At 62.1% G+C, this 22,429-nt stretch carries 19 protein-coding genes; 4 read left to right on the top strand and 15 right to left on the bottom strand.

Going from position 1 to position 22,429, the window contains the following annotated elements; translation table 11 throughout:
- The first annotated feature begins 220 nt into the window (after positions 1-220).
- Genes J3P85_RS02250 through J3P85_RS02240 form a run of 3 tightly spaced genes read left to right on the top strand, consistent with a single transcriptional unit; the run spans position 221 to position 3,205 of the window.
- Complete coding sequence (locus J3P85_RS02250; protein ID WP_434704755.1) at positions 221-1,396, top strand: NAD(P)/FAD-dependent oxidoreductase; 1,176 nt, start codon at positions 221-223, stop codon at positions 1,394-1,396.
- Entirely contained in the window at positions 1,393-2,205 is an 813-nt protein-coding gene (locus J3P85_RS02245) for an aldo/keto reductase (RefSeq protein WP_434704754.1), read from the top strand. Before J3P85_RS02250 ends, J3P85_RS02245 begins: the two co-directional genes overlap by 4 nt.
- 34 nt (positions 2,206-2,239) lie before the next feature.
- A complete protein-coding gene (locus J3P85_RS02240) occupies positions 2,240-3,205 on the top strand; it encodes a hypothetical protein (RefSeq protein WP_053117832.1) in 966 nt (321 codons plus the stop codon).
- Positions 3,206-3,347: 142 nt separating this feature from the next.
- On the opposite strand, the gene hldE is transcribed toward J3P85_RS02240, so the two are convergent.
- From hldE to J3P85_RS02210, 6 genes are all read right to left on the bottom strand, one after another.
- The gene (gene hldE, locus J3P85_RS02235; RefSeq protein WP_186708047.1) at positions 3,348-4,769 is read right to left on the bottom strand and encodes a bifunctional D-glycero-beta-D-manno-heptose-7-phosphate kinase/D-glycero-beta-D-manno-heptose 1-phosphate adenylyltransferase HldE; all 1,422 of its coding nucleotides are present in this window, start codon (positions 4,767-4,769) and stop codon (positions 3,348-3,350) included.
- Positions 4,770-4,806: 37 nt separating this feature from the next.
- Positions 4,807-6,249 (bottom strand): PIG-L deacetylase family protein, encoded by a 1,443-nt coding sequence (locus J3P85_RS02230; RefSeq protein WP_434704753.1) that lies wholly within the window; start codon positions 6,247-6,249, stop codon positions 4,807-4,809.
- Positions 6,250-6,286: 37 nt separating this feature from the next.
- On the bottom strand, positions 6,287-7,183 hold the full coding sequence (locus J3P85_RS02225; RefSeq protein ID WP_186729502.1) for a GNAT family N-acetyltransferase: 897 nt from the start codon (positions 7,181-7,183) through the stop codon (positions 6,287-6,289).
- Entirely contained in the window at positions 7,183-8,973 is a 1,791-nt protein-coding gene (gene msbA / locus J3P85_RS02220) for a lipid A export permease/ATP-binding protein MsbA (protein ID WP_434704752.1), read from the bottom strand. The genes J3P85_RS02225 and msbA overlap by 1 nt, the downstream gene beginning before the upstream one ends.
- A 133-nt stretch (positions 8,974-9,106) precedes the next feature.
- Positions 9,107-10,300 carry an O-antigen ligase family protein gene (locus tag J3P85_RS02215; protein WP_434704751.1) on the bottom strand — a complete coding sequence of 398 codons (1,194 nt, stop codon included), beginning with the start codon at positions 10,298-10,300 and terminating at the stop codon, positions 9,107-9,109.
- A gap of 3 nt (positions 10,301-10,303) precedes the next feature.
- Entirely contained in the window at positions 10,304-11,410 is a 1,107-nt protein-coding gene (locus J3P85_RS02210) for a capsular polysaccharide export protein, LipB/KpsS family (protein WP_434704750.1), read from the bottom strand.
- A 153-nt stretch (positions 11,411-11,563) separates the two neighbouring features.
- Here J3P85_RS02210 and J3P85_RS02205 point away from each other — a divergent pair, with 153 nt between their 5' ends.
- Positions 11,564-12,196 carry a toluene tolerance protein gene (locus tag J3P85_RS02205; protein ID WP_434704749.1) on the top strand — a complete coding sequence of 211 codons (633 nt, stop codon included), beginning with the start codon at positions 11,564-11,566 and terminating at the stop codon, positions 12,194-12,196.
- Between the two features lie 8 nt (positions 12,197-12,204).
- Here the strand turns inward: J3P85_RS02205 and J3P85_RS02200 are convergent, their stop codons facing one another.
- From J3P85_RS02200 to waaC, 9 genes are all read right to left on the bottom strand, one after another.
- The gene (locus J3P85_RS02200) at positions 12,205-13,491 is read right to left on the bottom strand and encodes a capsule biosynthesis protein (protein ID WP_434704748.1); all 1,287 of its coding nucleotides are present in this window, start codon (positions 13,489-13,491) and stop codon (positions 12,205-12,207) included.
- On the bottom strand, positions 13,488-14,393 hold the full coding sequence (locus J3P85_RS02195; RefSeq protein WP_434704747.1) for a glycosyltransferase family 2 protein: 906 nt from the start codon (positions 14,391-14,393) through the stop codon (positions 13,488-13,490). Before J3P85_RS02195 ends, J3P85_RS02200 begins: the two co-directional genes overlap by 4 nt.
- Positions 14,386-16,134, bottom strand: coding sequence for a carbamoyltransferase C-terminal domain-containing protein (locus tag J3P85_RS02190; protein ID WP_186708065.1), 1,749 nt, complete (start codon positions 16,132-16,134; stop codon positions 14,386-14,388). Before J3P85_RS02190 ends, J3P85_RS02195 begins: the two co-directional genes overlap by 8 nt.
- A 365-nt stretch (positions 16,135-16,499) precedes the next feature.
- Positions 16,500-17,960, bottom strand: coding sequence for a lipopolysaccharide kinase InaA family protein (locus tag J3P85_RS02185; RefSeq protein WP_434704746.1), 1,461 nt, complete (start codon positions 17,958-17,960; stop codon positions 16,500-16,502).
- On the bottom strand, positions 17,960-18,712 hold the full coding sequence (locus tag J3P85_RS02180) for a lipopolysaccharide kinase InaA family protein (RefSeq protein WP_186708069.1): 753 nt from the start codon (positions 18,710-18,712) through the stop codon (positions 17,960-17,962). The genes J3P85_RS02185 and J3P85_RS02180 overlap by 1 nt, the downstream gene beginning before the upstream one ends.
- Complete coding sequence (locus J3P85_RS02175) at positions 18,709-19,443, bottom strand: lipopolysaccharide kinase InaA family protein (RefSeq protein WP_186708072.1); 735 nt, start codon at positions 19,441-19,443, stop codon at positions 18,709-18,711. The genes J3P85_RS02180 and J3P85_RS02175 overlap by 4 nt, the downstream gene beginning before the upstream one ends.
- Positions 19,443-20,249: a lipopolysaccharide core heptose(I) kinase RfaP gene (gene rfaP, locus J3P85_RS02170; protein WP_186708074.1), complete on the bottom strand. Its 807-nt coding sequence runs from the start codon at positions 20,247-20,249 to the stop codon at positions 19,443-19,445. The genes J3P85_RS02175 and rfaP overlap by 1 nt, the downstream gene beginning before the upstream one ends.
- On the bottom strand, positions 20,246-21,370 hold the full coding sequence (locus J3P85_RS02165; RefSeq protein WP_434704745.1) for a glycosyltransferase family 4 protein: 1,125 nt from the start codon (positions 21,368-21,370) through the stop codon (positions 20,246-20,248). The genes rfaP and J3P85_RS02165 overlap by 4 nt, the downstream gene beginning before the upstream one ends.
- Positions 21,370-22,428, bottom strand: coding sequence for a lipopolysaccharide heptosyltransferase I (waaC, locus tag J3P85_RS02160; RefSeq protein ID WP_434704744.1), 1,059 nt, complete (start codon positions 22,426-22,428; stop codon positions 21,370-21,372). Before waaC ends, J3P85_RS02165 begins: the two co-directional genes overlap by 1 nt.
- Position 22,429 lies beyond the last annotated feature (1 nt).

The raw sequence follows: 22,429 nt of genomic DNA, 5'->3' as shown, positions 1-22,429 counted from the left end.
AAACACTGCCATTGAGTTGGAACACACTTGTGGCGAGGGAGCTTGCTCCCGCTGGGCTGCGCAGCAGCCCCAAAAAGCTTGGGACCGCTGCGCGATCCAGCGGGAGCAAGCTCCCTCGCCACAAAAGCGTTGCTCCCATGTGGCCGACGTTGATCGCCAACAAATGCCCTGCGCAGCGAGTCTGTATACTGCGCCCTTGTCTTGAACACTGAGGTCGCTCATGCCATCCGTTATTTCCACCGACATTCTGATTGTCGGCGCAGGCGTCGCCGGCCTCTGGCTGAACGCCCGCCTGCGTCGCCAGGGGTTCTCGACCGTGCTGGTGGAAAGCGCCAGCCTCGGCGGCGGGCAGAGTGTCAAATCCCAGGGCATCATCCATGGCGGCGCCAAGTACGCGTTGCATGGTGCCCTGACCGGGGCCTCGGAAGCCATCGCCGACATGCCGCGCCGCTGGCGCGAAGCCCTGAAAGGTGAAGGCGAGCTGGACCTGTCCGGCGTACGCATGCTGTCCGATGCCCATTACCTCTGGTCTCCCGGCACCCTGGCCGGCAACCTCACCAGTTTCTTCGCCAGCAAGGCCGTGCGCGGACGGGTCGACCAGGTCAAGGGCGATCAACTGCCGCCGGCCCTGCAAGACAAGCGCTTCAAGGGCAAGGTCTATCGCCTGGCCGAACTGGTGGTGGACGTGCCCAGCCTGATCGCGCGCCTGGCGGAACTGGCCGGCGACAGCCTGTTGGCCGGGCAGCGCATCGAGCCACTGCGCGAAGCCGGTGAGCTGGTCGGGCTGAAGGTCGACGACCGCGAGATCCGTGCCCAGCGCATTATCCTCAGCGCGGGCGCTGGCACCGCCGACCTGCTCAAGGCCCTGGGCCTGGACAAGCCGGCCATGCAGACGCGGCCGTTGCACATGGTCCTGGTCAAGGGACCGAACCTCAAGCCGCTTTACGCCCATTGCCTGGGCGGCGGACCGAAGCCACGCGTCACCGTGACCACCCATCCCGCCGCCGATGGCCAATGGGTCTGGTACCTGGGGGGCGACCTTGCCGAAGGCGATGCCGTCGCCCGCGAGCCCGCGGCACAAATCGCCGCCGCCCAGAAAGAACTCGGCCAACTGTTGCCCTGGGTCGACCTCAGCACCGCGCAATGGGCCACGCTACGGGTTGACCGCGCCGAACCGCTGCAATCAGGCCTGACCCGCCCGGATAATGCCTTCCTCGCCGAGCAGGAACGCCTGTTGGTGGGCTGGCCGACCAAACTGGCCCTGGCCCCGGACTTCGCCGATCGGGTGTTCAACGCGCTGCAACGCGATGGCATCCAACCCAGTCACCCGGCCCCGCTGCCGGACCTGCCGAAGCCGCCCATGGGCGTACCTGCCTGGGAGCAACTGCTGCCATGATCCAAGCGACCCTGCATGATCTCTATCGCCCCCTCGGCCATAACGGCCCGCGGGTGTCCCCCCTGGGCCTGGGCACCGTCAAGCTGGGCCGCGACCAGGGCGTCAAATACCCCAACGGGTTTCAGATTCCCGATGACAACGAAGCGCGCATGTTGCTCAAACTGGCGCGTGACCTGGGCATCAACCTGATCGACACCGCGCCGGCTTACGGCCGCAGTGAAGAACGCCTTGGCCCGCTGCTGCGCGGCCAACGCCAGGACTGGGTGATTGTGAGCAAGGTCGGCGAAGAATTCAGTGACGGCCAGTCGCGCCATGACTTCAGCGCCGCCCATACCCGATTCTCGGTGGAGCGCAGCCTCAAGCGCCTGGAAACCGACTATATCGACCTGGTCCTGGTGCATTCCGACGGCAACGATCTGGCGATCCTCAACGACAGCGAGGTCTACCCGACGCTGGCGGCGCTCAAGCGCGAGGGCAAGATCGGCGGTTTCGGTTTTTCCGGCAAGACCGTCGACGGCGGCCTCAAAGCCTTGGAGCAAGGCGATTGCGCGATGGTCACCTACAATCTGAACGAACAAAACGAAAAGGCTGTCATTGACTACGCCAGCACACACGGCAAAGCGATCCTGGTGAAAAAAGCCCTGGCCAGCGGCCACGTCTGCCTGAGCCCCGGGGTAGACCCGGTTCGCGCCAGTTTCGAACTGTTGTTTGAGCATCCTGGGGTCGCCAGTGCTATTGTCGGCACCATCAATCCGCTGCACCTCGCCCACAACGTCGCGACCGTCGCCACGGTCCTGCGTAAACACTGACGCCGCCCTACGCGGCCTGAAGGAAGGAGCCGACATGCCGCGTACGCTCATCAGAAAGAACCCAAGCAACTTCAAGACCCTGCCCCTGTTCGTCGAAGCGACCCCCGAAGGCCTGACTTACCAGAGTGTCGGGATGCCGCTGAATTTCGCCCAGACCTTGCAGCGTCGCCGCCCTGTCGCGGTGGCCGATGCCGAGCGTTTTTCCCTGGAGCTGGCCAACCTGGGCGTCTCGGTACGCCTGACGCTGCATTGGCAGAACCGCGATTATTGGGTGTTGGTGCGCCAGCGTCGACAGGATCGCGGCGACGTGGTGCTCAAGCTGATTTCCGGCTATGTCCCGGCCCACGAACTGAACCTGCCGCTGCTCACCGCCATCAGCGAAATTGCCGAAGAGTGCCTGCTGGAAACCCCTGAAGGCTGGCTGGGTGGACGCTTCAACGACACCTGGCTGCCGGCCCCCTACGCCACGGCCCTGCATTACCGCGAAGCCTTGCCGTTTCGCCTGACGCCGCTGTCGGGCTCGGCCCGCCCGGTGCGCAGCGCCAACCTGCAGCTGATCGAGCGGCCACGGGCCTACGTGCACCTGCCGACGGCATCGCTGCAATTGATTTATGACTTGCGCCTGGATGTGCCCAAGGAAGCCAAGTCCCTGAGCCTGTTTCACGTCGATGAACGCTTGGAAGGTGACCAACTGGTGGCCCGTCTGGACCGCAAGCGCCCGGACCTGTACCTGATGCCCCTGCAGGACGGGCAGCCCTTGCCCGAGCTGTACACCTTGAAAAAGGATCAGCTGCACCCGGCCAGCACCCGTGGCCTGTACCTGGCGGAAAGCTTCGCCCGGCAGGACGGCTGGCTGGTGCGCGACGAGCGGATTCGCTGGAAGGACTGGCTGCGCCAGCAAGGGCTGACGCCACCGGGCAAGGAGTCGGGCCTGACCCGACTCAAGGGTAAGGCCCGGCAGTTGCTCAAGAAGATCGTGCCGCGCAAGGTGGCTCGTTAGAAACCACACGACTCAGAGCGCTTTTGTGGCGAGGGAGCTTGCTCCCGCTTGGGTGCGCAGCGCCCATAAATGAGGTTGCTGCGCAACCCAGCGGGAGCAAGCTCCCTCGCCACAAAAAGCGAGCTGGCTATAGTACATAGGTTCAGTTATTGCGGATTTTTTCCACAATCGCCGTCGTCGAGCTGTTTTCCACCAGCCCCAACACTTTCACGGTACCGCCGTAGGCCGTGACGATGTCCGCGCCCACGACCTGATCGATCCCGTAGTCACCGCCCTTGACCAGCACATCCGGCTTGACCTGGCGCAGCAGGTTTTCCGGCGTGCCCTCGCTGAAACTGATCACCCAGTCCACCGCGCCCAGGCCAGCCAGGACCGCCATGCGCCGGTCAACGCTGTTGATCGGACGCCCGGGTCCTTTGAGACGGCTGACGGAGGCATCGTCATTGACCGCGACGATCAGGCGATCGCCCTGGGCCCGGGCCTGCTCGAGGTAGGTCACGTGGCCGGCGTGCAGGATGTCGAAGCAACCGTTGGTGAAGACAATGCTTTCGTTATGGGCGCGGGCGTCGTCCACCGCCAGTAGCAATTGCTCAAGGCCCAGCACGCCGCGCTCGGAGCCTTCCTCGCGCTGGATGGCGCGACGCAGCTCAGGGGCGCTGATGGCGGCCGTGCCAAGCTTGCCGACGACAATGCCTGCCGCCAGGTTCGCCAAGGCCACCGCGTGGGGCAATTCCTCGCCGGCAGCGATCGCCGCGGCCAGGGTGGAAATCACCGTGTCGCCGGCGCCCGTTACGTCGAACACTTCACGGGCACGGGCCGGCAGGTGCAGCGCCGGGTGATCGGGGCGCAGCAAGGTCATGCCGTGCTCGCCACGGGTCACCAGCAAGGCACCGAGGTCGAGGTCTTGCATCAACTGCGCGCCTTTGCTCACCAATTCGTGTTCATCGACGCAACCACCAACGATGGTTTCGAACTCGCTGAGGTTCGGCGTGATCAGGCTGGCGCCCCGGTAGATGGAAAAATCCTTGCCCTTGGGATCGGCCAGGACCGGGATGCCACGGGCACGGGCGGCCTGGATCAGCGACTGGTGGTTTTTCAACGCGCCTTTGCCGTAGTCCGACAACACCAGGACCTTGACGCCTTCGAGCAACTTGTCGACCTCGGCACCGAGGGCCAGCGGATCGGTGGCGAACGGTTCTTCGAAATCGATGCGCAGCAGTTGCTGGTGACGGCTCATGACCCGCAGCTTGACGATGGTCGGCTGGTGCGCAACGCGCTGGAATATCGCGCGTACACCCGCCCCCTTCAGGCTGTTGGTCAGGCTGTCGGCGGCCTCGTCGTCACCGGTCACGCCCACCAGCGACGCCGGCGCCCCGAGGGCAGCGATATTCAAGGCAACGTTGGCGGCACCACCGGGGCGGTCCTCGATGTGCTCGACCTTGACCACCGGTACCGGCGCCTCAGGGGAAATCCGTGAGGTACCGCCATGCCAGTAGCGGTCGAGCATGACATCGCCGACCACCAATACAGGGGCTTGATCGAATCGCGGCATGGACAACTTCATGGAGCATCCCACATACAAAATGAACAGGGGCGCGATATTAGCACAGGGTTGAGACAGGCTCGCCCACGGCTGCAATCGGATGAGAGGGCAGTCGCCGAACCCAGAAAAGCTCATGCCGCCGGACCGCCTTGCGGAAGAACTCGTCTTCTCCGGTGCGCGGCCAGCGGCGCCCGGCCAGCAGGCGCTGGATGGCGCGGCGCAAACGCCGCTTGAACGGAGGACGCCCCTGCAAGTCATGTTGCATGCCCAAGGCCATGGCCTTGTCCATACGGGTGGAAGCGTCCAACGACGGACTCCACAACCCATCGGCCGGCAAGGGCTCGATGGCCGGCGGCAACGCAATGCCATGGCCTGCCGGCCCCATCGGCCAGCGGTCGTTGTCGTGCAGATGATTGGCATAGAGCAGCAAGGTCCGCGGCCGCCAGGCACTGAGCTCGATCGCTTCCATCAGCGCTCGGGTGCTGGCGACATGATCGCTGTGCGGGTCCAGCTCGGGATGCGGCGTCAACACCACCTCGGGCCGGTGATGTTCGAGCAGACGTGCCAGGTCGGCCACCAGGTTGCGCCACGTCGGCAAGCCATCACTGTCACCCGGCAGGCTCAAGGCATTGAACCTGCGGACCTTGCGGATATCGCTCTCGCCCGACTCCCGCGAGCCGAAGCCTTCGTCCGGTGCCTTCGCCATGGCTTCCAACTGCAGGCAGTAATAACCCAGCTGCACGCATTGCTGTTGCGCCACACCTCCCCATAACGGCACGGCCAGGCTGTCCCAACTGCGCAAGCGCCCCTTGAGACGAGCGGCCTCGGCGGGGTCCAGGCCCATGTCGCGATAGCGCTCGGCTTCGATTTCCCCTTGGGTCAGCGTCACGATAGCCACATCGCTGGCACGGCTGTACAGCCCGAATGCAGCCAGTTCGGCGTCATCGGCGTGGGGGGCGACGATGAGCAGGCGCTGCTGGCCGAAATCCGGATTGCTCAGCACATGCAACGTAGCCTGCGGGGCAATGCTGCAAAAACGCCCGCGCAATGCCAGGGTGCCATCCGCGAGTGCCGAGCCTTGTCCGGACAGGTTGAGAAAACGCTCGCCGAAAACGCCCCGTTCGAGATCCTGGCGATCATCTCCAATCCAGACTTGGGGGTCGAGGAAGCGTCCCAGCCAATGGCTTTTTACCCGTACCTGCAAGATCAGCGTCTGCCCGGCATCGAATTCACCCGTGAGTTGCAGCTTCCCCCCCGTCAAACTGACGGGAAACCGAGGCGTACCTGGCGGGAAGTCATAGCGATAATCGTCCCCTGGGGCATAGAACAGATGGTCGGAGAACCAGGCTTCGTGGGCAACCCAGCCCAGCAGGAGAAATACCGGCAACGACCACCACGAAACCGTAAAGCCGAGCACCAGCGCCGCCAGCAGCACGCCAGCGAGTACCAGGCGCTTGCGTTGACGATGGCGTTTGAGCAGTTGCTGCTTGCGTGCGCTCACGGTTCTCTTCTCTCTTTCATGGGCTGCGTGTGCTCCCTCAAACCTGATAGACCGGAACCCGGTTGCACCAGCGATCCTTGTATTCGCGATCGGCGCGGCCGAACGAGTAGCGCAGCGGCTTGCCCGCTGCCCGGGCGAGTTCCCACTCGGCCTGGGTGTTGACGAAGCTGAGCACGCTGCCCGGACTGAAGTCGCGGCTCTGCGGATCAACCCCGCCATTGATATATTCCAGGCTGAACCAGCCGGGCGCCTCGACCCGATACAGAATCTGGATCGCCACCGGCTCGTCATTCAGATAAATCAGCGACCCGGTCATGAATTCGCGCATCAGGCTGAACACCTCGGCCAGATGCGTCTTGCCCGGGACTTCGAAATTCCAGCGACGCTGGAACAGGTCGGCATACACTGCGGCCTGTTCGCCGGGGGTCAGTTCGAGCATGGGCCGGATACTGCCTCCCGCGTCTTCCAGCAGCCGCTGTTCGCGGCGCTGGTTGTAGCGGAACTTCTTGCTGTAGTCCTCTGGCTCGCGCGCCAGCGCCAGGCCTTCCGGTTGCTCGACGAGGCCAGTGACGTGCGGTGCATTGAGTTCGGACACATACCGCACGCGGTGCCGCAGGCGAACCTGGGCGCCTTGGCTGACCGGCAGGATGACCTCGGCATTGCCCAGGTCGAGCATGCCACGCTTGCCCTCACGCTTGAGCACATCCTTGGATAGCGCCACATGCCGCCCCCAGGTGGGCATGGCGGCGCGCAGTTGGCCATCGACGAGCCATCCCAGGTAGCGCACCGGAATACCCACCAGCCCGGCCAGGCGCTCGACCACATCGGGGTGTGTCGCCACGCTGCCGCCGAACTGATGCCAGGCTTGGGCATAAGTCGCTGCGTCTATCGGGGTCCAACCGCTTTCTCGCCAGGCCCGCCAGTAACTCAGGATCAAACGAAGGACTCCTTCGCCGGCTCATCGGCGCCCTCGACGAAATCCTTTTCGTGCAGGCGTGCATAGAAGCCATTCAGCGCCAACAGCTCGGCGTGGGTGCCGCGCTCGACGATACGGCCCTTGTCCATCAGCAGGATCAGGTCGGCTTTTTCGATCGTCGACAACCGGTGGGCAATGACGAGCGTGGTGCGTCCTTTCATCACCTGGTCCAGGGCAGCCTGGATGTGGCGCTCGGACTCCGTGTCCAGGGCCGATGTCGCCTCATCGAGGATCAACAGCGGAGCGTTCTTGAGCAACGCCCTGGCAATCGCCAGGCGCTGGCGCTGACCACCGGAAAGCAGCACGCCGTTCTCGCCCACCAGCGTGTCGTAGCCCTGCGGCATCTGCTCGATGAATTCGGCGGCGTAGGCATCTTCGGCCGCCCTGCGGACATCTTCGAACGGTGCACCGGCGAGATCGCCATAGGCAATGTTGTTCGTCACGCTGTCGTTGAACAGCGTGACCTGCTGGTTTACCAAGGCAATGTGTCGACGCAGGTTGTTCAGCCGGTATTGCTCGACATCCACGCCATCGAGCAGTATCTGCCCCTTGTCGTGGTGATAGAAACGCGGGATGAGGTTGGCAAGGGTCGACTTGCCGCTGCCCGAGCGCCCTACCAGGGCGATCATCTGGCCCTCTTCGGCGGTAAAGGAGATATCGTCGAGCACGAGTTTTTCCGTGCCTGGGTACTGGAAGCTCAGGTTGCGCACCTCCAGTCGACCATTGACCCGGGCCATCTCCTGGGTACCCGTATCGACTTCAGGCTCTTCGTCGAGTTGCTCGAAAATGCTCTCCGCCGCGGCAAGCCCTTTCTGGATCGTGGCGCTGACTTCCGACAACTGGCGGATAGGCTTGGGTAGCAAGCCGGCGGCGGTGATATAGGCCACCAGCTCACCTGCCGAGGCATCGCCACGCAGGTAAAGCACCAGGTACATCAACACGGCCATGCCGATGTAGATCACCAGTTGCAGCATCGGCGTGTAGATCGACTGGGTGCGCGTCATGCCCAGGCTGCGGTTCATGTTATCGGCACTGGCCTTGTGGAACCGTTCGATCTCATAGCCTTCGCCACCGAAGCTGCGCACCACGCGGTAACCCTGGATGGTTTCCGAGGCCACATGGGTCACATCGCCCATCGCCACTTGGATTTTCTTGCTTTGCTTGCGGAATTTCTTGCTCGCGCTGCTCACCAGCAGGGCGATGACCGGCAGGATCGCCAGCAACACCAGGGTCATTTTCCAGTTGCTGTAGAGCAGATAGCCGAACAGGAACACCACGGTCAACCCCTCTCGGATGACGACCTTGATGGCATCGGTGGCGGCGCCGGTGACCATGGTCACGTTGTAGGTAATGCGGGAAATCAGGTGACCGGAGTTGTGGTTGTCGAAGTAGCGGTTGGGCAAGGTCAGCAGGTTGTCGAACAACGCGCAACGCAGGTCATGGACCACACCCCGGGCGACCTTGGCAAGGTAGTAGTTGCCCAGGAAAGAACCGATACCCTGGTAGACCGCGATCAGCACGATTAGCAGCGGCACCCCCAGTACCAGCGACACACCCATGAACTGGGTGTCATTGGGCTTTTGCAGTGCGTCGAGAAAATGCTTGAGCATGTCCGCCAGCATCGGCTGGCTGGATGCGAACAACACGAAGCCAACGATACTGACGGCGAAAGCGCCCCAATACGGGAGTACGTACTTTAGCAATCGCATGTAAATCTTCATGCTCGATTGCTGGTCGGAATTGGCCATTCGGTGCGCCTCGCACGTTTGAAAAGACAGACAAGCTGCAGATTGTAACAGCGAACCAATTGCAACATTGGTCCAGCCAGGACGAAGGAGTGGGAGTGCCGTCAGGAGGGCTCCTCACGGCACGGCCGCATGGTCAGGAGGCAGGAGCACTCCTATTGGAAACCTTGATGTCGGGGTTACCCCGAGCCGCCAATACTATGCTCAGCGCAATGGGCAGCCAAGTAATCAGCCAGTCCGCGTTGGGCTTGAGCCATAGGCCAATGCCATCTGTCAGCAATGACACGCCGGAGAAGACCCACAGTATCAGCAGCACCTGACCCAGCGGTTGCGCACGCGAAATCCAACCACGCCAGCCCGCAGCCAGCCATAGCAAGCCATACAACATCAGGCCAGGCACACCGAGACGTACACCGGTATCCAGGAAAAGGTTATGGGGATGCTTGAAGGGTCGCCGGATTTCGGCGACAGGAATGAGATATTCATGGAAACCCAGCCCTGTTGCCCAATGCTCCAACATCAATCGAATGCCAGCGCCCCATAGCTCTGGACGGTAGGACACACCACGCTGCAGAAAGATTTCCGGCGCGAATACAGCGATCAATGCGATCGCGGCAATCACCGGAGCGATCAATGCTGCGGTCAGTCGCGACGGTCGCGCCACGCCCGCCATCAACAGACCGGCCAGCAGGCCGATCCATACACCACGGGTCTGGTTGAAGCCCAAAAATACCGCGTACCCCAAGGCAGGAATGATCAGAAGCGTCATCACCCAAGGGCTGAAACGTTTGGTCTGCAACATGAATGTGCCGATGATCGCAAGGGCGCCCACCGCATGCGCGGCAGGGATGGCGGTGTCCCACAAACCGATGGCAAGTACTCGCGCGCTGAAAGGCCGGGCGCTGAACGGGTAGAAATAGACCCAAGAGGCCAAAGCAAAAACACCGCCCACAATCGATGCATACAGCAACATCGACTCGAACCGCCATGCACGGTTCTGTGCCGCCAGCAATATGCCAGACAGCGTCAGTGTCACATAGATCGTAACCTTGACCTTGCCGAGGACGTTCTCTCCTCCCTCGATCCAAAGCACCAGCAACGTCCAGGCCATGAACAATGCGTAGAACACGCACTCGGGTTGCTTGAACAACAACCGAAAATCCCGACGGAACAACGCCAGCAAGGCAGGCAGCCACAGCAGGAAAATCAACAACTGGTGATAAAGCTTGTTTTCCGGCAGTACCCAAGCACCACATAGAAGAACCAGAAAGCCAATGGATGCCCATGCCACCAGGACATCCTGGTCGATAAGTCTTTTTATAGTTTTCAACATTCAGGTTCTGCTCAGAATCCGATCGGCGACCCGTTGCAATTGAGCCTGATCGGCATTTTTCCAGCTGCCCTTGATGCAATAGCTCTCGGAAAGATAATGAAGGAAGTTGCGCCTCAAGCGCTCATCGAGCGGCCATTGCGGGAATCCACGGGCCAGCGCCATGACCTGGTCGGCATTATCAGCATGCATCACCAGCCCTTCCACATTGAAAAAGGCTTGGCCAAGCGTGAGCACGGGCTTGCCCAGCAGCAGGCTTTCCAGCCCCACGGTCGAATTGACCGTGATCACGAACTGACTGGCCTCGATCAACTGTTGCGTGGCATTGCCGTTGGCGAAGAGCAGGCGTTCATGGGTGCGCTCGTGCAGCTCGGGGTAGCTCTCGCGGCTGGACGGGTGCTCCTTGAACACCACCGTCATGCCTGTCTCCTCAGCGAGTCGCTCGCCTAAGGCAAACATATCGCGCATGTTCCTGATCCAGGGGGAAAACAGGCGGACCTGACTGTCGCGATCATCCTGGAACGGAATGAAGACGAACTGCGCGGGCAGCATGATCGGGGCCGGTCCGGCGCTGCGTGGCGCACGAGGGATCAACACCGGCGCAGCTTGGCTTTCCGGCACTGGATGCGGGTAATCGAGGTAGAAACTTGCGTCGCGCGGAACCGCGTTCAGGTAGTTCACGCCGCGCGGATCCACCGTAGTGGTGTCGGGCAACAGGCCGTTTTCGAAGAAGAAGGTCTTGCAACCGGCCGGCGCCAGTGCCGCCAGCAACCGGCAGTAACGATGGGCGCCGTTCCAGAACGCCAACGCATCGGGGCGCTCCCGGTCAAGCAAGGCCTGGGCGCGCAGCGCCATCCACAGGAGTTCGAGGCGTAGCAGCAGGCGATACAGCGCGCCATTGTTTTTTTTCTTGACCCGACGCTCCTCGCATTTCTCTTCGATCAGGCTCGGCCAATCGATGCGCGAAACAATCCTGGAGATTCGTAAAGACCTTGGCCAGGGCATGTGTTGAGGAGAAACGACTTTACCTTGCAGCTCGGTTTCGTTGAGCAAGCGGTTGAAATAAAGACCCTGGTGCTTGGCCAGGGAAATGAACAGCGTTTTCGTCATGGAATATCCAGAAAGACGGCGCCAGGCGAGCCGTGAACAAGGCGAACGCCCCGGTGAAAATTGACGCGACTATACCACAGCGGTTTTTGCCGCCTGCACACTGCGCTAACATACCCGGCTGCCCCTCCCATCGGGCCAAGCCTTGGAGCCTTGATGCAAACGCTTGATCCTACTGTTTACCTCGACCTGCGCGAAGGTGCCGATGTCCTCGAAGCCGATCGCCAAGGGGATAAAGTGCTGCGCCTGGCCGATGGCTCGATACTCAAGCTGTTCCGGCGCAAGCGTCTGCTGACCTCCGCGCTATGGTCGCCGTATGCCAGGCGCTTTGCCGACAACTGCCAGGCCTTGCATGAGCGCGGCATTGAGTGTCCGCGGGTTCGCCAGGTCTTTCGCATTCCCTCCATCGAGCGTGACGCGGTCCATTACGACCCGCTGCCTGGTCGCACCCTTCGGCAATTGCTGGACGGGGATGCCCCTGCCGACCTTCAGGCACGACTCGGTGAGTTCATGGCTGGCCTGCACCAGAAGGGCGTCTATTTTCGCTCCGCGCACCTGGGCAACGTCGTGCTGACACCTGAAGACACGCTGGGGCTGATCGACGTCGCCGACCTGAGGGCCTATGGCAAGCCGCTGCGCAAAGGGCTGCGCCTGCGCAACTTCAAACACATGTTGCGCTACCGCCAGGATCGCGAATGGCTGCTCAGGGACAATCGATTCCTGGAGCACTACCTCAGCCATCAGCAAACCTGCAACGAACGGGAGCTGAGGCTCGCGCTCGGTATCTGAATCGCCAATCAGCCGGCGGCGGGCAGCCTGGCTAATTCGAAGTCCTGCGCGGGATCCCTGTCGCGCAACAAGTCATCGACCAGCTCGACGGTTTTCGCCAACCCCTTGGAACCGTGTACCAAGTGATAATCGGCGAAGCCGCGGGCCTTGACCACGCAATCCGAATAATCGCGCTCTAGCGCCTGCAACTGCTGGGAAAAAGCCTGCTCGTCGCGCACTTGCGGCCCAAAGAACAACGCGTGGGAAAAAATATCCACATCGTTGCCAGCATTCACATGTATCACCGGCCGGCCTGCCAGCCCCGCCTCGATGCCGGCATTGGACATGATATTGACGACGACGCTGGCCTGGGCAAGCGCCTGTGCCAGCGAGCAGTCGATATCCAGCAGCTCAATGTTGGCGAATCGCGTCGCCGCGTCGATCCAGAATTGCGCCTTGCTGCGCGGGTGGCGCTTGAATAGCAGGCGATAATGCGGATTGCGCCCGGCCCAATCGCGCAGCAGCCGATAGGTATCCTCATAACCGGACTCTTTTTCTCGATCAGGCCCTACCCCCAAGACCAACAACGTCTTGATGCAGGGATCAGCGACGGGCAGGTCATAGCTTTCATCGACAAGGTAGGAACCGACCAGCACCACTGTCGACTCACCGAACCGCAGTCGACGCTCTTGCAAGGCTTCCAGCGAACTGCGCCCGAAGACGCCGTAATAATCGTAGTCGTTCATGCCCAGCCGGCGGGATGACTCCAACGTCGTGGCATGGGCCAGGTGCAGCAACCGGGCACCCCGCGCGGCCAACGCCAGGCGCAGGAACGGCGCGTGGAGGCTGCCATTGCGTTCGTTGATCAAGACTTTGGGTTGATAGGTCTCCACCAGCCATTGAGCGTGGGCGGCATAGACCAGGTAACGCAGGGGTACGGCCTGTGGCGGCGCCACGAGCATGCGCTGGGCGCACGCGTCGGCAGGAGCGCGCAGCGCGGCCTCCGTCAGTTGATGGCCGCGCTTGCGCAGGGCATCGATCAGCACGTTCTTGCGCTGCAGTGCCATGGACTTCGGTGCCGAATGCAACAGCAGCACTTGGCAGGGTGCCGCGCCTGTTGATCGCTTCAGGCACGCCTTGGCGCGCAGTCCAGTCGCGATATCCACCAGCACATCACGAGCCAGTCGCAACAGACTGCCAAGGCGACCGTGACGCTCGCGCAGCACTTTCCAGCGATAGCGGTCCAGTTCACGCGCCTTTCGGGCCCAGCTTCCGTCGGCCTGAAACCTATTGTCATCAGACCTCGAGGCGCTCACTTGAACAACAACCGGATGGCCTTGCGCGTGTAGGACCAGCGCGTGATAGACCGAAGATCGGTACGAATGGCCTGGGCATAAAAAACCTTGGCATTGGCATAGTCGCCGGCACTGTAGCAATCGCGGAACAACGACAGGCATCGCTGGGCCATGAAGGCTTGGCGCAGGTCCTGCAGTTCCTGCGGCATGCGTACCGGGGAAAACACTTCGTCCACCATGCCCACGCCCGCCGCCAGGCTCTGCCTGAGGTCATGGCGCATGCTGTCGCCATGCTTGTGGATCAGCGCCAACGGCTTTTGGAGTACGGTGCACGGAAAACGCGCCAGCACCTGGGCAAACACCGGGATATCTTCGACGTTGCGCAGATGCTCTGGGTAGTTGCCCGGCCCGAATACTTCGCGATGCATTGCACAGGCACCGTTGGACAGCGTCACCGTCTTGTCCAGCAGATAACCCCGAACACGCCCACGCGGCGTGGCCGGTAGTGGTTTTACTTCATGCTCGACGCGACGTCCGTCCGCAAACACCGACCAGTGGCCGCCGATAACCAGGCGAGTCTCGGGATGACTGGTTATATGCTGGGTCACCGCGGCAAGGGCACCGGGCGCCATCTCATCATCGGCGTCGAGGAAGATCAGGTATTGCCCCCGAGCCTCCTCAATCCCGCGGTTGCGGACCGACGACAGACCACCGTTGGGCTTGCGCAGGGCTCGGAAGCCCCCGGCATGTTCGGCCTGCAATTGCTCCAGGACCTGGGGCGTTGCATCGGTGGAACCATCGTCGATGACCAACAACTCAGCCTGGGCTTCGCTCAACTGCGCGATGACTGAATTCACCGCACGAGGCAAGGTCTCGGCGTAGTTGTAGGCCGGAATGATGACACTGACCAGCACCTCAGTCATAAGCGTCCACACCGTCCTTGACCACCAGAATGTCTTCCATGATCAGGTACTGCAGGTCGGAACCGAAGAACATGTTCAGCGCGTCGGTCGGCGAGCAGATCATCGGCTCGCCACGACGATTGAGCGAGGTGTTCAGCGACACGCCGTTGCCGGTCAGGACTTCCAGGGCCTTCATCATGTCGTAGTAGCGCGGGTTGTATTCGCGCTTGAGCACCTGGGCGCGGGAGGTGCCGTCTTCATGGACGACTTCCGGCACGCGGGTTTTCCATTCCTCGGCCACTTCGAAGGTGAAGGTCATGAAAGGGGCCGGGTGGTCGACCTTGATCATCTGCGGCGCAACGGTGTCGAGCATCGACGGACAGAACGGCCTCCAGCGCTCGCGGAACTTGATCTGTTCGTTGATCCGATCGGCCACGCCACTGGCGCTTGGGCAGCCGATGATCGAGCGACCGCCCAAGGCACGCGGGCCAAACTCCATGCGGCCCTGGAACCAGGCCACGGGGTTGCCGTCGACCATGATCTTGGCGATGCGCTCCGGGGTGTTGTCGATTTTGCGCCACTCAGGCTTGCTCGGATGGCGGGCGCACGCGGCGATCACATCTTCGTTGCTGTAGGCGGGACCGAGGTAGACGTGCTCCATCTTCTCCACCGGCACGCCACGGGCGTGGGACACATACGCCGCTGCCCCCACCGCCGTACCGGCGTCGCCGGAAGCCGGTTGCACGAACAGCTCCTTGACGTCGTCACGGGCGATGATCTTCTGGTTCAGCTTGACGTTCAGCGCACAGCCACCGGCGAAGGCCAGCTTGCCGGTTTCCTTTAGCACGTCACCCAGGTAGTGGTCGATCATCTGCAGTGCGAGCTTCTCGAACAGTGCCTGCATGCTCGCCGCGTAGTGGATGTACGGTTCGTCGGCGATATCGCCTTCACGTTTCGGACCGAGCCACTCGATCAGTTTCGGCGAGAAGTAGAAGCCCTTGCCCTTCTCTTTATAACGGCGCAGGCCGATTACGTTGGCGTAGTCGGTGTTGATCACCAATTCGCCATTTTCGAACGAGGCCAGGCGCGAGAAATCGTACTTGCTGGCATCGCCGTAGGGCGCCATGCCCATGACCTTGAATTCGCCATCGAGCATTTCAAAACCGAGGAACTCGGTGATCGCGCCGTACAGGCCACCCAGGGAGTCCGGGTCGAAGAATTCCTTGATCTTGTGGATCTTGCCGTTTTCGCCATAGCCGAAGAAGGTCGTGGCGTACTCACCCTTGCCGTCGATGCCCAGGATCGCGGTTTTTTCCTGGAAACCCGAGCAGTGGTAGGCGCTGGAAGCGTGGGCCAAGTGGTGCTCGACCGGTTCGATCTTGATCTTTTTCGGATCGAAGCCCAGTTGTTCCAGGCACCAGACAATCTTGCGGCGATAACGCTTGTAGCGACGGTTGCCCATCAGGATCGCGTCGAGGGCGCGGTCCGGGGCGTACCAGTAACGCTTGGCGTAGTGCCAGCGCGCTTCGCCGAACAGGCTGATGGGGGCGAAGGGGATCGCCACCACATCAACGTCGGAAGGCTTGATGCCGGCCTGCTCCAGACAGAACTTCGCCGACTCGTAGGGCATGCGGTTCTTTGCATGTTTATCGCGTACGAAGCGCTCTTCCTCGGCCGCCGCGATCAGCTTGCCGTCAATGTACAGCGCTGCGGAAGGATCATGGCTAAGGGCGCCGGACAGGCCAAGAATCGTCAATGCCACAGGGTCTAGCCTCTTATGTCTGCATACGGGCGACAAGCGCCGCGAAAAATGGATGTGCCGCGCAACAAGGGTGCGGGGCAGCTAAAGGGCGGGATTATAGCTTAAAAGCGGCCTTAAGCCTCTAGCGGTGAGTGGCGAACGTGCAGCAGACGATTGCTTGGCGCTGTTTGCAGGGCAGCGCATCGCACCTGTGGCGAGGGAGCTTGCTCCCGCTCGGCGGCGCAGCCGTCGTAAACCGGTTGATGCGGTTTTCCTGTAGGAATGCGCCGGCCTTTTGGGGCCGCTGCGCAGCCCAGCGGGAGCAAGCTCCCTCGCCACAGGGGCATCGGCGACCTCAAGTGAGCTAAAGGGTCTTTATCTGTGGTTCATAGGGCGGACGAAGCGCTATTGACCGTTTTGGGCAACCGCTGATCGATCACCCGATACAACGCACTGTCCTGCGGCCAATTGCGCATGAACCGCGCCCGATCCCGGGCGTAGGCCGGGGCGAAGCTGGCCTGGCTACGGTGCTGGCACATGGAGTCCAGGTCGATCAGCGCCCAGCGGTCGTCTTGCCAGAACAGGTTATGCCCTTTGAAATCACCGTGGCTGATGCGCTCGCGAATGAGGTCGGCGAACAAGCGATCCAGCGCCAGCAGCTCAGTCTCGGGGGCTTCGCCGCTCTCCACGTAAGGGGCGAAGCGCTCGATGATATCTGGGCCAGGCAGGTGCTCAGTGACCAGATAGGCGCCACGACGCAGCCACAGGAAACGCTTTTCCAGCAGCGCCAGCGGCTTGGGCGTGGCAATGCCGAGGAAGGCCAGGCGATGGCCTTCGCGCCAGGCATGCCAGGCACGGCTCGGACGCCAGAAGCGCTTGAGCCAATGGGCGAATCCCTTGATGTTGTAGCGCTTGACGATCAGTGTGCGGCCGTTCGCAACCACTTTTCCGACACTCGCCGCGCCGCCGGTCTTGTACAGGTGGCCTTGGTCGAGCAATGCATCGGCCTGCTCGAGCACGGGCGTCATCGCGGCCTCTTCATCGCGGCCGATCGCCCGCAACCCGAACGGCCCACGCTGCACGCTGAAGAGGCTGCACTCGCGCCCGACTTTTTCAAGAAAGTCTTTCAGCCGCCAGGCGTGCACCTTGTCGATCTGCTTTTGCAGGGCTTCCATGGGCAGCGCGTGTTCAGCGTTGCCCAGCAAGTAATACACCAGCAACTCTTCGTTGAACGGCTCGATGGATTTGGGAAGCTGGGCGAAAAACACGCCCAGATTCTCCAGCACCTTCTGCCGCGACAATGGCTGGCCGGGGGATTCGGCGCGGATGCCGGCGCCATCGATGAGATAAAGCTTGCCGCCGTGGCGCAACAAATTGTCCAGGTGCAGGTCTTCCTGCCACAGGCCTTTGCTGTGCAGCCGCGCTATCGCGTCCAAGGCCTCGGCCAGCACCGCCGTTTGTTCATCCGCCAGTATCGGCAGATGTTCGACCTGCTTCCAGGCGTCACCAAGACTCTCGGCATCTTCCAGCAGCTCGAACAGCAACCAGCCACCTTCGCCTTCCTTCAAGCCATCGGCCAGTAGCAACGGCGTCGTCAGCCCCTGCTCCGCCAGCAGGCGAACGCCTTGAAGCTCACGCTGGAAATGTCGGGGTGCCTTGCTGCCCACCAGCAACTTGGCCAACACCGGACGGCCTCGCCATATGCCGGCGCCCACGTAGCGCTGCCCTGGCAAAACCCGCAGTAGCGTCAACAACTGCAACTGCGCCGGGCCGGCGGCGTCCGCCAGCTCCAGGCTCAGGGGCAGGCCAGGATTGCGACCGGCATTTTTCAGTTCGGACAAAAGCATCAACGAGCCTCCTTGTCGCTACGTCGGGCGGCCAGCCGGGTCATCCAGCTGTCGACCAGAGCGCTGTCGAGCGGCTGCTCTAGATAAACAGACAGCAATTGGCGCACATCGTCGCTCTTCCAGGCGCCTGCCCGTCGCAACAGCGGCTCGAGGTCCTTGACCCGGTCACGTTGGCCGAACAACAGCGGCCGGGTTTTCTCCAGGTCAATCAGCTGTGCCTGGTAGCTGCCGTCGATGGCCTGCAGGAAAATATGCTTGGGATAGAAACAGCCATGCATTTGATGGGCATTGTGCAGGCGACGCGCCAAGTGACCACAGGCTTGAAGGATGCCTGTACGTTGTCCGGCACTCAGCGTCGACCAGCGCTGCAGCAGTGAATCAAGATCATCCCAGCCGTCCAGCGCACGCGTCAGCAGGACCGCCCGTGCCTCGCCGTTCACTTTGCGCTGACCATAGAACACCGCTTGCAGCGCGGGAATGTGCAACTGCCGATAACGGCTGATATTGCGAAATTCCCGGGAAAAGCTCGGTTCGCCAAACGGGTGGGACCAGGTCCGGGTGAGGTAATTGCTCTGGCGCTTGAGGTAATAACCCTGCCCTTCCAGCTCCAGCCGGAACACGCTGCTCCAGCCATCGCCCGAGGTGTTGGGTTCGTCCACCGCGTCCAGTTGCCGCGTCCACAAGGCCTCAAAGCTGTCCAGGCCATGACGTTGCAACAACGCCCGGTCTTCAGCGGCCAAAAAATCAGTCATTCGCGCCCCTCGAAAAATCTCACCACGTGGCGGATGCGCTTCTTGTCGCACGCATCGAGCCGGTCACGCTGGCGGTATTGCAGGTAAAAACGCAGGCGCTGCGTGGCCGACAAATGGTATTTGGCCACTTTATCCAGGCACGCCAAGTCCTTGGTAATACGGTACTTGAGCCAGAAACCGCGCCAGAAATCGCCGTTCGGGCAGTCGATCAGAAACAGCTGCGAACGGTCGTCGATGAGCAGGTTGCGCCACTTGAGATCGTTATGGGTGAAGCGGTGGTCGTGCATGGTTCGCGTATAACCGGCCAGTTGCCGGCTGACGTTATCGACCCAGGCACGGTCCGCCAGCCTCGGATCTTGACGCTCGGCGAGGGCCGAGAGGTCTTCGGTATGCGGCAGTTCGCGGGTGATCAGCGCCCCACGGGCATAGGTCGCGCCGTTTCGCTCCAAGCCCCAGCCCACGACTTCAGCGGTGGGGATGCCCCATTTGGCGAAGCGCTTGAGGTTCTGCCATTCGGACTTGACCCGTGGCTTGCCCAGGTAGCGCCGCAAGCCTTTGCCGGCCCCGACGTAGCGCTTGACGTAATAATTCACGCCGTTGCGCTGTACCCGGATCACCTCGGACAACGGGTCGCGGGTCAAGCGCTCTCCTTGCAATGCGAACACCGCTTCGAGGCTGCCAAAATCCTCTGCCAACTCGGCATATGCCGGTTCCAGATTCCAACCCGACATCAGAGCGCGTCCCCGTACCGCTGCTTGCGGGCATACAGTTTGTTGGCCTTGCCTTCGAGCCAGGCCAGCAGCGAAGCCTCTTCGGCGAGGATTCGACGCAGCGGCTGTTGGAAATAGCCTTTGAGAAAACGCAGCTTGTCGCGGCGGGTCAGGCCGATGTCCAGTGCCGAAAAATACAGCGCCGCCAGGTCCTTGTTACGCCAGCGAGTGGTGATGGCAGGACGGGTCTGGGCGCGGTGCAAGTCGATCACCGAGAGCTTGAAATCCCCAGGCGTCACCGGTTTGTCGGTGTGCAGGAGGAAGTGGCAGATGTAGCAGTCACGATGATTGACCCCGGCGCGGTGCATCATGCCGGTCATGCGCGCCACTTCGGCGATCAGCGCTCGCTTGAGCGTCGGCTGCGGCGGCTGCTTGACCCAGTCGATGCTGAAGTCTTCGAGGCTGACGGTCGGCGCCAGCTCTTCGGTGACGATGAACGAGTGCTGGTCCGCCGGGTTGCTGCCCTTCTCGCCGTAGGCGACCGCCGTCATGGTCGGCACACCCGCTTCCTGCAGGCGCTGGATCGCCTTCCACTCCTGCCCTGCGCCGAGTACCGGCAGCTTGGCGGTGAACAGGTTCTTGAAGATCTCGCCCCAACCGATTCCGCGGTGGATCTTCACGAAAAAACCGCGACCGTCCACCTCCGTGCGCAAGGTGCGCCGGGCCTCCAGTTCGCGATAGACCTCGCCCTTGAGCGCTTCGACTTCGGCGAACGCATCGCGCCCGGCCCAAAGGCTCTTGAACGGTTCGGCCAGCATCAGCTTCATTGCGCGTGCTCCGCCAATATCACATCCGCCGCGTGCTGCGGCATGCTGTAGAGGTCGGCCGTCTCGGCGAAGGCCAGACCGTTGCGGCTCCAGGCCGCCCGTGCCTGGGCGTCGTTCAACATGCGCCCCAGGTAGTCGGTGAGCTGGGCTTGTTCGAACGGCTCATCCAACACCAGGCCACTGTCGGCCTCGGCGATGTAATGGGCGTACCCACACACCGCGCTGACCAGCACCGGCAACCCGGCCACCAGTGCTTCGAGCAATACGGTGCCGGTGTTCTCGTTGTACGCCGGGTGGATCAACAGGTCGGCGCCCAGCAGGAAACGCGGGATATCGCTGCGGCCCTTGAGGAACCGCACATTGTCGCCCAGGCCCAGCGCGGCGCTTTGCAGTTGGAATACTTTGGGGTCGTCCTGGCCAATTACAAACAGCCGGGTGCGTTTTCTCAGCTCGGCTGGCAACGCGGCCAGGGCCTTGAGGCTGCGATCCACACCCTTGGTCTTGAACCCGGAGCCGATCTGCACCAGCAGCAGGTCGTCGTCGGCCAGCTCGAATTCGGCCCGGAACGCGGCGCGGATCTCGTCGGCGTCGGCGGGCCGGCGACGGTCCTGGGCGATGCCCGGCGGCAGCAGGTGGAAACGTTCCAGCGGGGTGCCGTAGTGCTTGATGAACAACGGCTGCTGGACTTCGGAGATCATCAGGACTTCGGTCTTGGCATCCTTGGCGAACACGGCCCGCTCATACTCGGCGAAATGCCGGTAGCGGCCCCAGCGCCGGTACAGCGAATTGCGCAGGTTCTGGGCCTTGTCTTCGAAGCAGCCGTCGGCGGCGTAGTACACGTCCAGGCCGGGCATTTTGTTGAAGCCGATCAACCGGTCCACCGGGCGCGTGGCCAGGTCGGCCTCCATCCACGCACTGAGCTTTTCGTTGCGACGATGATTGAACAGCGCCTTGACCGGTGCCACCAGCACCTCGAAGCCTGGCGGCACGTCACCCTCCCAGATCAGCGTGTAGACGCGGATCTGGTGGCCGCGTCGCTGGCACTCCAGGGCGATGCGCATGAAGTCACGCTGCAGGCCACCGAAGGGGAAATACTTGTAAAGGACAAAAGCCAATTGCATCAGCGCGGCTCCTCAGCCAATAACGTGCTCAGGTGGCTGGCAACACGCTCGGGGTTCAGACGCGTGAAGCACAGGGGCTGCTCGCGTTTCAGGTCAAACCGCCGGGCATCCTCGGCGGTTGGCGGGTAAGTGCAGTGTTTCTGCATGCATGGCGCACAGGGGAAATCACTGGCGAGGTGAATCTGGCCCCTGCCATAGGCGCCGGTCAGCACCGGATTGGTCGGGCCGAGCAAGGAAATGGTCGGCACGTCCAGGGCCGCGGCCAGATGGCCGAGACCGGTGTCCACGGCCACGCAAGCCTGGGCCCCGGCAAGCACCTTGCCCATGCCGCCGAGGTTCAGCTTCGGCAGTACCAAGGCGTTGCGCAGCCCGTTGGCGATGCGTTCGGCCCGGGCCTTCTCGGCTGGATTTCCCCACGGCAGTTTGACGACCACGCCGAACTGGCCCATGCGCTCGGTGAGCTGGCGCCAGTAAAGCTCGGGCCAATGCTTGGATTCCCAGGTCGTGCCATGCAGGAACACCACATAAGGGTAAGGACGCGGCAATTCCACCAGTCGGTCGATGTCGAGGCCATAGCTGCCTTGGGTTTTCGGTAAGTCATAGCCCAGCGCCAAGGCGAACAATTGACGCACCCGCTCGACCGCATGTTGACCACGGGCCACGGCCAGGCGACGCGAATAGAAGCGCGCCGCGAGGGGCTCACGCGCAGAATCCCTATCCAGGCCAGCCACCGGCGCCTTGACGTAGCGGGTCAGCCAGGCACTTTTCAACAGGCCTTGGGCATCGATCACCAGGTCGTACTTTTCGGCGCGCACGCTCTGCTTGAAACGTCGCCATTCGCCACTCTTGATGGTTTGCCAAAGGTTCTTGCGCCAGCGACGGATCGCCACGGGAATGACCTTGCCCACGGCCGGGTGCCAGGTGGGGATTTCGGCAAAGCCTTCTTCCACCACCCAGTCGAACTTGATGCCGGGAATCGCCCGCGCCGCGTCGGTCAGCGCCGGCAACGTGTGGACCACATCCCCCAGCGACGAGGTCTTGATCAGCAATACCCGCAAG

This window comes from Pseudomonas sp. Z1-12 (assembly GCF_051132015.1).
Classification (GTDB): Bacteria; Pseudomonadota; Gammaproteobacteria; order Pseudomonadales; family Pseudomonadaceae; genus Aquipseudomonas; species Aquipseudomonas zanjanensis.
The sequence above is the reverse complement of the archived record's forward strand: the minus strand, read 5'-3'. Positions and strand labels throughout refer to the sequence as shown.